The sequence below is a fragment of the Streptomyces sp. RP5T genome (assembly GCF_003933965.1).
Taxonomy (GTDB): Bacteria; Actinomycetota; Actinomycetes; order Streptomycetales; family Streptomycetaceae; genus Streptomyces.
The window spans coordinates 1-9,775 of record NZ_RSAJ01000313.1 but is presented as its reverse complement, the minus strand read 5'-3'; the positions used below and the strand labels follow the sequence as shown (position 1 = coordinate 9,775).

The following is a 9,775-nucleotide window of genomic DNA, read 5'->3' as shown; positions in this document are numbered from 1 at the left end:
GGGGCTATGGGGGCGACGGAGGGCACGGCGACGACCTGGCAGCCGGCGGCCTCGGCGGCGGCGACACCGGTCGCGGTGTCCTCGACGACCGCGCATCTGGCGGGGTCCGCGCCGAGTCCGGCGGCCGCGAACAGGTAGGGGTCGGGGTGCGGCTTGGTGCGCTGCACCTCGTCGCCGGCGACCGTGAGGCCGAAGTGCTGGGAGCCGAGGGTGTCGAGGACCCGGTCGATGATGCGCCGGTGCGAGGCGGAGACCAGGGCGGTGGGAATACCGTGCGCGAACAGCTCGGCCAGCAGCCGGGTGGCGCCGGGCATCAGGGGCAGGGAGTGGCCGATGCGGTTCTCGAAGCCCTGGTTGAGCAGGACGGTGAGCTCGGCGAGGGTGATGTCGGCGCCGGTGGCCTCGATGAGGAAGCCGGCGCTGCGGGTCATGGGGCCGCCGACCACGACATGGCGCCAGGAGTCGTCGAGGGTGTGGCCGAGGGCGGCGAAGACGTCGACCTCGACGTCCCACCAGAAGCCCTCGGTGTCCACCAGGGTGCCGTCCATGTCGAGGAGGACGGCCTGAAGGGCGGAGCCGTCCGCCGTACGGGTCAATGGAGCGGGGACCGTGCTGGTCATCCACGTACCTCCTTGGGGGACGAGCAGGCCGGTTCCCACGGGGGAACCGGCCTGCGGTGGACCGACCAGTGTACGACTTATCCGATCAGCGTGCTCGGTGAGCCGGCTCGGCGGCTCAGCGGGCGTTGAAGTACTTCGCCTCCGGGTGGTGGATCACGATCGCGTCGGTGGACTGCTCGGGGTGCAGCTGGAACTCCTCGCTCAGCTGGACGCCGATGCGCTCCGGCCGGAGCAGGTCGGCGATCTTGGCGCGGTCCTCCAGGTTCGGGCAGGCGCCGTAGCCGAGGGAGAAGCGGGCGCCCCGGTACTTCAGGGCGAACATGTCCTCCATGGCCCCGGGGTCCTCGCCGGAGAAGCCGAGCTCGGAGCGCACGCGCGCGTGCCAGTACTCGGCGAGCGCCTCGGCGAGCTGGACGGACAGGCCGTGCAGTTCGAGGTAGTCGCGGTAGGCGTTGGACTCGAAGAGCTTGGCGGTCCGCTCGCCGATCCGGGAGCCGACGGTGACGACCTGGAGGCCGACCACGTCGGTCTCCCCCGACTCCTCGGGGCGGAAGAAGTCGGCGAGGCACAGGCGGCGGCCGCGGCGCTGGCGCGGGAAGGTGAAGCGGGTGCGCTCGTTGCCCTCCTCGTCCAGGATGATCAGGTCGTCGTCCTTGGACACGCACGGGAAGTAGCCGTAGACGACGGCGGCTTCGAGGAGGTTCTCGGTCTGGAGCTGGTCCAGCAGACCGCGCAGCCGGGGCCTGCCCTCGGTCTCGACGAGCTCCTCGTACGTGGGTCCCTCGCCGGTGCGGGCCTGCTTGAGGCCCCACTGGCCCTTGAAGAGGGCGCCCTCGTCGAGCCAGCTCGCGTACTCCTTGAGCTGGATCCCCTTGATGACGCGGGTGTCCCAGAACGGCGGGGTGGGCACCGGGTTGTCGGTGGCCACGTCGGAGCGGACGTGCCCCTCCTCGGGCCGCTCCTCCTCCACGGTCACGGCGCTGGCGCGCACCCTGCGCTGCTTGAGTTCGGGCAGCTTGGCGCCGGGCACGCCCCGCTTGACGCCGATGAGGGCGTCCATGAGGCGCAGTCCCTCGAACGCGTCGCGGGCGTAGCGGACCTCGCCCTCGTAGATCTCGTGGAGGTCCTGTTCGACGTACGCCCTCGTGAGCGCGGCTCCGCCGAGGATGACCGGGAAGTCGGCGGCAAGGCCCCGCTGGTTGAGCTCCTCCAGGTTCTCCTTCATGATCACCGTGGACTTGACCAGGAGGCCGGACATGCCGATGACGTCGGCGCGGTGCTCGGCGGCGGCGTCCAGGATCGCGGAGACCGGCTGCTTGATGCCGAGGTTGACCACGTTGTAGCCGTTGTTGGACAGGATGATGTCGACGAGGTTCTTGCCGATGTCGTGGACGTCGCCGCGGACGGTGGCGAGCACGATGGTGCCCTTGCCGGCCTCGTCGCCCTCGACCTTCTCCATGTGCGGTTCGAGATAGGCGACGGCGGTCTTCATGACCTCGGCGGACTGGAGGACGAACGGCAGCTGCATCTGGCCGGAGCCGAAGAGTTCGCCGACGACCTTCATGCCGTCCAGGAGGGTGTCGTTGACGATGTCGAGGGCGGGGCGGTCCTGCAGGGCCGCGTCGAGGTCGGCCTCCAGGCCGTTCTTCTCGCCGTCGATGATGCGGCGCTTGAGGCGCTCCTCCAGCGGGAGCGCGGCCAGTTCCTCGGCCTTGCCGGCCTTGAGCGACTTGGCGGTGGCGCCCTCGAACAGGGCCATCAGCTTCTGCAGCGGGTCGTAGCCCTCGGCGCGGCGGTCGTAGATGAGGTCGAGGGCCGTCCGGACCTCTTCCTCGCTGAACCGGGCGATGGGGAGGATCTTCGAGGCGTGGACGATCGCCGAGTCCAGGCCCGCCTTGACGCACTCGTCGAGGAAGACCGAGTTGAGCAGGATGCGGGCGGCCGGGTTGAGGCCGAAGGAGATGTTGGACAGGCCCAGGGTGGTCTGGACGTCCGGGTGGCGGCGCTTGAGTTCGCGGATCGCCTCGATGGTGGCGATGCCGTCCTTGCGGGACTCCTCCTGACCGGTGCAGATGGTGAAGGTCAGGGTGTCGATGAGGATGTCCGACTCGTGGATGCCCCAGTTGCCGGTCAGGTCGTCGATGAGCCGTTCGGCGATCTCGACCTTCTTCTCGGGGGTGCGGGCCTGGCCCTCCTCGTCGATCGTGAGGGCGATCAGCGCGGCGCCGTGCTCCTGGGCGAGCTTGGTGACCTTCGCGAAGCGGGACTCGGGGCCGTCGCCGTCCTCGTAGTTGACGGAGTTGATGACCGCGCGGCCGCCGAGCTTCTCCAGGCCGGCCTCGATGACGGGGACCTCGGTGGAGTCCAGGACGATCGGCAGGGTGGAGGCGGTGGCGAAGCGGCCGGCGAGCTCCTTCATGTCGGCGACGCCGTCACGGCCCACGTAGTCCACGCAGAGGTCCAGCATGTGGGCGCCCTCGCGGATCTGCTCGCGGGCCATCTCCACACAGTCGTCCCAGCGGGCCTCCAGCATGGCCTCGCGGAACTTCTTCGAGCCGTTGGCGTTGGTGCGCTCGCCGATCGCCAGGTAGGAGGTGTCCTGGCGGAAGGGGACGGTCTGGTAGAGGGAGGCGGCGCCGGGCTCGGGCTGCGGGTCGCGCTCGGAGGGCGTGAGGTCGCGGACCCGCTCGACGACCTGGCGCAGGTGCTCGGGGGTGGTGCCGCAGCAGCCGCCGATGAGGGACAGGCCGTAGTCGCGGACGAAGTTCTCCTGGGCGTCGGCCAGGCCCTCGGGGTCGAGCGGGAAGTGCGCGCCGTCCTTGGTGAGGATGGGCAGGCCCGCGTTCGGCATGCACAGCAGCGGGATGCGGGAGTGCCGGGCGAGGTAGCGCAGGTGCTCGCTCATCTCGGCCGGGCCGGTCGAGCAGTTGAGGCCGATCATGTCGATGCCGAGCGGCTCCAGCGCGGTCAGCGCGGCGCCGATCTCGGAGCCGAGCAGCATGGTGCCGGTGGTCTCGAACGCCATCGAGACGACCAGCGGCACGTCGGCGCCGGTGGCCTCCAGGGCGCGGCGGGCGCCCAGCACGGAGGCCTTGGTCTGGAGCAGGTCCTGGGTGGTCTCGACGATCAGGGCGTCGGCGCCGCCGGCGAGCAGTCCCTCGACGTTGGCCTGGTAGCCGTCGCGGATCGTGGCGTAGTCGATGTGGCCGAGGGTGGGCAGCTTGGTGCCGGGGCCGACGGAGCCGAGGACCCAGCGCTGACGGCCGTCGCGGGCGGTGTGCTCGTCGGCGGCCTCGCGGGCGATCCGGGCGCCCGCCTCGGACAGCTCGTGCACGCGGTCGGCGATGTCGTACTCGGAGGCGGCCGTGTGGTTGGACCCGAACGTGTTGGTCTCGACGCAGTCGACGCCCACCGCGAAGTAGGCGTCGTGGACCGAGCGGACGATGTCCGGGCGGGTCACGTTGAGGATCTCGTTGCAGCCTTCGAGGTTCTCGAAGTCCTCGAGGGTGGGGTCCTGGGCCTGCAGCATGGTGCCCATCGCTCCGTCGGCGACCACCACTCTGGTGGCGAGCGCCTCGCGGAGCGCGGACACACGGGTCCGGCTGTCGGCGGAAGGGGACTGTGGCGACGAGGCCATGAAAGGGCTCCCTCAGTTGCGACGGCTGTCGGCTTCAGGCGCCCGTGGGTCGTCCCACGCCGGGCGCACCACGCCAGGGTAGCCGGGTCCATGCCGGGATGGTCGGCACGTCCACGGGACGGACGAGGATGGCGGGCGGGTCACCGGCGGGACACCTGTGACGCAACAGATGGCGACCGACCATTAGCGGGAGGTCGGCATCGACCGGTAGTGTTCGACATTGCCGAACAGCGGCAGCGACGCCGTAGCACTCGGCTGTCGAAGGGGACGGAGGCAGAACGGCGATGGCACGGAACATCCAGTCGCTCGAACGGGCGGCCGCGATGCTGCGGCTCCTCGCGGGCGGCGAGCGGAGACTCGGCCTGTCGGACATCGCCTCGTCCCTGGACCTGGCCAAGGGCACCGCGCACGGCATCCTGCGCACCCTCCAGGCGGAGGGGTTCGTGGAGCAGGACGAGGCCTCGGGGCGGTATCAGCTGGGCGCCGAGCTGCTGCGGCTGGGCACCACCTACCTGGACGTGCACGAGCTGCGCGCGCGTGCGCTCGTGTGGACGGACGACCTGGCCCGCTCCAGCGGCGAGAGCGTCCACCTGGGCGTGCTGCACCAGCACGGCGTGCTGATCGTGCACCACGTCTTCCGGCCCGACGACAGCCGCCAGGTGCTGGAGATCGGCGCCATGCAGCCCCTGCACTGCACGGCGCTGGGCAAGGTGCTCTCGGCGTACGACCCGGTCGCCCACAGCGAGGCGCTGGAGAGCGACCGCAAGGCGTTCACCGACCGGACCGTGTGCGAGCTGGAGGCGTTCGAGCAGCTCCTCGACGTCACCCGCGCACGCGGGTACGCGGCGGACGTGGAGGAGACCTGGGAGGGCGTCGCGTCCATCGCCGCGCCCATCCACGACCGGCGACGCATGCCGGTCGGCGCGGTCGGCATCACGGGCGCCGTGGAGCGGCTGTGCCGGCCCGACGAGGAGGGCGCGCTGCGTCCCGAACTGATCGCGGCGGTGCGGGACTGCGCCCGCGCGGTCTCCCGGGACCTGGGCGCCGGGCGGTTCTGAGAAGCGTGTGAAGGGGCCGGCACGTCATTGACGTGCCGGCCCTCAGTCGTACCCTGACGCAACGGCACAAATCGCCAAAACAAGATCGTTGACCCACAGTTATCAATAACGATCGTGTTTTCGACTACAGAACCCTTGACGTGCGTGTAACCCCGGAGCAAGACTCCCGTCCATCGGTCGGCATTGTCGAACACCTACCGGCAATACGCGCTAGAGTGTGACAACGCCAAGGGCCGGCATCGCTCTCACCCCCGAGGGCAGCTCGAACCACCGGAGGGACCCGGGGTTCGGTCCCCTGGACGAAGGACAAAGGAGTCGCGGGTGTCCAGCTCCGACATCTTCATCGGCGAGACCATCGGTACCGCCATACTCATCCTGCTCGGCGGTGGCGTCTGCGCCGCCGTGACGCTGAAGGCCTCCAAGGCCCGCAACGCCGGCTGGCTCGCCATCACCTTCGGGTGGGGTTTCGCCGTGCTGACGGCCGTCTACACCTCGGCGCCGCTCTCCGGCGCCCACCTCAACCCGGCCGTGACACTGGCGCTCGCGCTCAAGAAGGACGGCATCTCCTGGGGCGACGTCCCGATCTACTGGGGCGGGCAGCTGCTCGGCGCCATGATCGGCGCGGCGCTCGTCTGGGTCGCCTACTACGGGCAGTTCCACGCGCACCTCACCGACAGGGAGATCGTCGGTGCCCCGGGCGCCCAGGCCACCACCGCCAAGGCCGTCGAGGCGCGGGAGAAGGGCGCCGGACCTGTGCTGGGCGTCTTCTCCACCGGCCCCGAGGTCCGCGTCGCCTGGCAGAACGTCGCCACGGAGATCATCGGCACCATCGTGCTGGTGCTGGCCGTGCTCACGCAGGGTCTCAACGGCGACGGCAAGGGTCTGGGCACCCTGGGCGCCCTGATCACCGCACTCGTCGTCGTCTCCATCGGTCTGTCCCTCGGCGGCCCGACCGGCTACGCGATCAACCCGGCCCGTGACCTCGGTCCGCGTATCGTGCACGCCCTCCTGCCCCTGCCCAACAAGGGCGGCTCCGACTGGGGCTACGCCTGGGTCCCGATCGCCGGTCCGCTGATCGGCGGCGCGATCGCCGCAGGCATCTACAACATCGCTTTCGCTTAGAACATCCCAGCAGCCGCAGAGCGCAGCAGTCGTAGACAGTCCCCACTCACGGAACCCCCAGGAGCACACAGTGACCGACGCCCACACCGCCGGCCCCTTCATCGCCGCCATCGACCAGGGCACCACCTCCAGCCGCTGCATCGTCTTCGACCGTGACGGCCGGATCGTCTCGGTCGACCAGAAGGAGCACGAGCAGATCTTCCCGAAGCCGGGCTGGGTCGAGCACAACGCCAACGAGATCTGGACCAACGTCCAGGAAGTCGTCGCCGGAGCCATCCAGAAGGCCGGCATCACCCGCGACGACATCAAGGCCATCGGCATCACCAACCAGCGTGAGACCACGCTGCTGTGGGACAAGAACACCGGTGAGCCCGTCCACAACGCCATCGTCTGGCAGGACACCCGCACCGACGCGCTGTGCAAGGAGCTCGGACGCAACGTCGGCCAGGACCGCTTCCGCCGCGAGACCGGCCTGCCGCTGGCCTCCTACTTCGCCGGCCCCAAGGCCCGTTGGCTGCTCGACAACGTCGAGGGCCTGCGCGAGCGCGCCGAGGCCGGTGACATCCTCTTCGGCACCATGGACACCTGGGTCATCTGGAACCTGACCGGTGGTGTCGACGGCGGCAAGCACTACACCGACGTCACCAACGCCTCCCGCACCATGCTGATGAACCTCCACACGCTGGAGTGGGACGAGAAGATCGCCGAGTCCATCGGCGTGCCGCTGTCGATGCTCCCGGAGATCCGTTCCTCCGCCGAGGTCTACGGCGAGGTCACCGGCGGCAAGCTGGGCGACCTGCTCGGCGGCATCCCGGTCGCCTCGGCGCTCGGTGACCAGCAGGCGGCGCTGTTCGGGCAGACCTGTTTCGCCGAGGGCGAGGCCAAGTCGACGTACGGCACCGGCACCTTCATGCTGATGAACACCGGCGAGAAGATCATCAACTCGTACTCCGGTCTGCTGACCACCGTCGGCTACCGCATCGGTGACGACAAGCCGGTCTACGCCCTCGAGGGCTCCATCGCCGTCACCGGTTCGCTGGTGCAGTGGATGCGCGACCAGATGGGCCTGATCTCCACCGCCGCCGAGATCGAGACGCTCGCGCTCTCCGTCGAGGACAACGGCGGCGCCTACTTCGTGCCGGCCTTCTCCGGTCTGTTCGCCCCGTACTGGCGCTCCGACGCCCGCGGTGTGATCGCCGGTCTGACCCGGTACGTCACCAAGGCGCACCTGGCGCGTGCCGTCCTGGAGGCCACCGCCTGGCAGACCCGTGAGATCACCGACGCCATGACGAAGGACTCGGGCGTCGAGCTCGCCGCGCTCAAGGTCGACGGCGGCATGACCTCCAACAACCTGCTGATGCAGACCCTCTCGGACTTCCTGGACGCCCCCGTGGTGCGCCCGATGGTCGCCGAGACCACCTGCCTCGGCGCCGCCTACGCCGCCGGTCTCGCCGTCGGCTTCTGGACCAGCACCGACGACCTGCGCGCCAACTGGCGCCGGGCCGCCGAGTGGACCCCCCGCATGGACGCGGACACCCGCGACCGTGAGTACAAGAGCTGGCTCAAGGCCGTCGAGCGGACCATGGGCTGGCTCGAGGACGAGAGCTGAGAGACACCCCCTCAACAGCTCTGATGAGGAGTAAGAACCCGACATGACCAGTCAGTCCACCCTGCAGTCCGTGCCTGCCCTCGGTACGCGCCCGGCCTCCGGCTCCCTTCCGAGCCGCGCCGAGACCCGGGAGCAGCTCTCCAAGGCGTCGTACGACCTTCTCGTGATCGGCGGCGGCATCCTGGGCATCTCCACCGCCTGGCACGCCGCGCAGTCCGGCCTCAGGGTGGCTCTGGTCGACGCCGGCGACTTCGCCGGCGCCACCTCCTCCGCCTCCTCCAAGCTGCTCCACGGCGGTCTGCGCTACCTGCAGACCGGCGCGGTGAAGCTGGTGGCGGAGAACCACTTCGAACGCCGTGCGGTCTCCCGCCAGGTGGCTCCCCACCTGGCGAACCCGCTCACCTTCTACCTCCCCGTGTACAAGGGCGGGCCGCACGGCGCCGCGAAGCTCGGGGCGGGCGTCTTCGCCTACTCCGCGCTCTCGGCGTTCGGCGACGGCGTCGGCCACCTCCTGTCCCCCGCAAGGGCGGCGCAGGACGTGCCCGAGCTGCGCACCGACAACCTCAAGGCCGTGGCCGTGTACGGCGACGACCAGATGAACGACGCGCGCATGGCGCTGATGACGGTCCGCGCGGCCGTCGAGGCGGGCGCTGTCGTGCTCAACCACGCCGAGGTGACCGGTCTCAGGTTCACCCGGGGCCGGGTGACCGGCGCGGACCTGCGCGACCGGCAGTCCGGCGACGAGTTCGGCGTCAACGCCCGGCTCGTGCTGAACGCGACCGGCCCGTGGGTGGACCACCTGCGCAGGATGGAGGACCCGAACGCGGCCCCGTCCATCCGGCTGTCCAAGGGCGCGCACCTGGTCCTGAAGCGGACCGCGCCGTGGCGGGCCGCCCTGGCGACCCCGATCGACAAGTACCGGATCACCTTCGCGCTGCCGTGGGAGGACATGCTCCTGCTCGGCACCACGGACGAGGAGTTCGAGGGCGACCCGGCGGACGTCACGGTCACCGAGAAGGACACGGCCCAGATACTCGACGAGGCCGCGTTCTCCGTCCGCGACCAGCAGCTCTCCCGCGACCTGATCACCTACGCCTTCGCCGGCCTGCGGGTGCTGCCGGGCGGCCCCGGTGACACCGCCAAGGCCAAGCGCGAGACCGTGGTCACGGAGGGCCGGGGCGGCATGCTCTCCGTCGCGGGCGGCAAGTGGACGACCTTCCGGCACATCGGGCGTACGGTCATGCAGAAGCTGGAGTCGCTGCCGGGCGCCCCGCTCGGGGACGACTTCGAGCCCATCTCCTCCCTGCCGAAGAGGCTCCCCCTGCCCGGTGTCGCCAACCCGCGTGCGGTCGCGCACCGGCTGCTGGTGGACAACCCGGCACCCGGCCCCCGCATGGCCGCCGACACCGCCAAGCACCTGGCGACCCACTACGGCTCCCTCGCCTTCGACATCGCCCGCCTGGCGAACGACAACCCGGAGCTGGGCGAGCGCGTCCACCCCGACGCCCCGGAGATCTGGGCGCAGGTCGTCTACGCCCGGGACAACGAGTGGGCCGAGACGCCGGACGACGTGCTGCGCCGCCGTACGACGCTGACGATCCGGGGTCTGGCCACCGACGAGGTCCGCGCGAAGGTCCAGGACCTGCTCGACAAGAAGTAGCCCCGGGCCCGGTCCCTCCCCGACCGGGACCGGTGTCCCGAGAACGGCCCCTCCTCCCCTATGGGGGCC

6 protein-coding genes are annotated in these 9,775 nt (G+C 70.2%); 4 read left to right on the top strand and 2 right to left on the bottom strand.

Annotated features, from left to right (window positions below):
- Together EHS43_RS27600 and metH are read right to left on the bottom strand one after the other, a co-directional pair.
- On the bottom strand, positions 1-620 hold a 620-nt coding region (locus tag EHS43_RS27600; RefSeq protein WP_148104099.1), incomplete at its 3' end, for an HAD family phosphatase.
- Positions 621-735: 115 nt separating this feature from the next.
- Positions 736-4,257: a methionine synthase gene (metH, locus tag EHS43_RS27595; protein ID WP_125193454.1), complete on the bottom strand. Its 3,522-nt coding sequence runs from the start codon at positions 4,255-4,257 to the stop codon at positions 736-738.
- 284 nt (positions 4,258-4,541) lie between these two features.
- Between metH and EHS43_RS27590 the strand changes: the two genes are divergently transcribed.
- From EHS43_RS27590 to EHS43_RS27575, 4 genes are all read left to right on the top strand, one after another.
- On the top strand, positions 4,542-5,315 hold the full coding sequence (locus EHS43_RS27590) for an IclR family transcriptional regulator (RefSeq protein WP_125193453.1): 774 nt from the start codon (positions 4,542-4,544) through the stop codon (positions 5,313-5,315).
- A gap of 321 nt (positions 5,316-5,636) precedes the next feature.
- The gene (locus EHS43_RS27585) at positions 5,637-6,437 is read left to right on the top strand and encodes an MIP/aquaporin family protein (protein ID WP_125193452.1); all 801 of its coding nucleotides are present in this window, start codon (positions 5,637-5,639) and stop codon (positions 6,435-6,437) included.
- A 70-nt stretch (positions 6,438-6,507) separates the two neighbouring features.
- A complete protein-coding gene (gene glpK, locus EHS43_RS27580; RefSeq protein WP_125193451.1) occupies positions 6,508-8,046 on the top strand; it encodes a glycerol kinase GlpK in 1,539 nt (512 codons plus the stop codon).
- Between the two features lie 43 nt (positions 8,047-8,089).
- Positions 8,090-9,706, top strand: coding sequence for a glycerol-3-phosphate dehydrogenase/oxidase (locus tag EHS43_RS27575; protein WP_125193450.1), 1,617 nt, complete (start codon positions 8,090-8,092; stop codon positions 9,704-9,706).
- Positions 9,707-9,775 lie beyond the last annotated feature (69 nt).